At 43.7% G+C, this 1,189-nt stretch carries 1 protein-coding gene; it reads left to right on the top strand.

Annotated elements, in window-relative coordinates:
* Position 1 precedes the first annotated feature (1 nt).
* The gene (gene tuf, locus ACFIL2_RS00505) at positions 2-1,177 is read left to right on the top strand and encodes an elongation factor Tu (protein ID WP_012755022.1); all 1,176 of its coding nucleotides are present in this window, start codon (positions 2-4) and stop codon (positions 1,175-1,177) included.
* Positions 1,178-1,189 lie beyond the last annotated feature (12 nt).

The raw sequence follows: 1,189 nt of genomic DNA, 5'->3' as shown, positions 1-1,189 counted from the left end.
AATGGCGAAGAGCAAGTTTGAACGAACAAAACCGCATGTTAATATTGGTACGATTGGTCACGTTGATCATGGGAAGACCTCGTTGACAGCAGCGATTACGAAATATTTTGGTGAATTTAAAGCTTATGACCAAATTGACGCTGCGCCAGAGGAACGCGCACGTGGAATTACTATTTCTACAGCACACGTTGAGTATGAAACGGAAAATCGTCACTATGCGCACGTTGATTGTCCAGGACACGCTGATTATGTGAAAAACATGATCACAGGGGCAGCACAGATGGATGGTGCTATTTTGGTTGTTTCAGCAGCTGATGGACCAATGCCTCAGACGCGTGAGCATATTTTGCTTGCACGTCAGGTTGGTGTTCCAGCAATTGTTGTTTTTCTTAATAAAGTTGATCAGGTTGATGATGCAGAACTTTTGGAGCTTGTAGAGCTTGAGGTTCGGGAACTTTTATCCAAATATGATTTTCCAGGCGATGATATACCAATTGTTAAGGGTTCTGCGTTGGCAGCCCTTGAGGATAAGGATAAAAGCATTGGTGAAGATGCTGTTCGTCTTTTAATGAGTGAAGTTGATAATTATATTCCAACCCCTGAACGTCCTGTTGATCAACCATTTTTGATGCCGATAGAGGATGTATTTTCGATTTCGGGTCGTGGAACCGTTGTTACGGGTCGTGTTGAGCGTGGTGTTATTAAAGTTGGAGAGGAAATCGAGATTATCGGTATTCGTCCAACGTCTAAGACGACGGTTACAGGCGTTGAAATGTTCCGCAAGCTTTTGGATCAAGGTCAAGCGGGTGATAATATAGGGGCTCTGCTACGTGGTGTTGACCGTGAAGGGATTGAGCGTGGTCAAGTATTGGCAAAGCCAGGATCCGTTACACCTCATACACGGTTTAAAGCAGAAGCTTACATTTTGACAAAAGATGAAGGTGGACGTCATACACCATTTTTCACGAATTATCGTCCTCAGTTTTACTTCCGCACGACGGATGTTACAGGTATTGTTACGCTTCCAGAAGGAACGGAAATGGTTATGCCAGGTGACAATGTTGCGATGGATGTTTCGTTGATCGTTCCGATAGCGATGGAAGAGAAACTTCGTTTTGCTATTCGTGAAGGTGGTCGTACTGTTGGTGCCGGTATCGTCTCTAAGATCATTGAATAAATAATGCTTGTT

Origin of the sequence: Bartonella sp. AP30XZML, from assembly GCF_042195945.1 — a bacterium.
Taxonomy (GTDB): Bacteria; Pseudomonadota; Alphaproteobacteria; order Rhizobiales; family Rhizobiaceae; genus Bartonella.
The sequence above is the reverse complement of the archived record's forward strand: the minus strand, read 5'-3'. Positions and strand labels throughout refer to the sequence as shown.

What these genes read in the sequence shown, in the direction of transcription:
- tuf (WP_012755022.1), top strand. Translation starts at nt 2, where the DNA reads ATGGCGAAGAGCAAGTTTGAACGAACAAAACCGCATGTTAATATTGGT.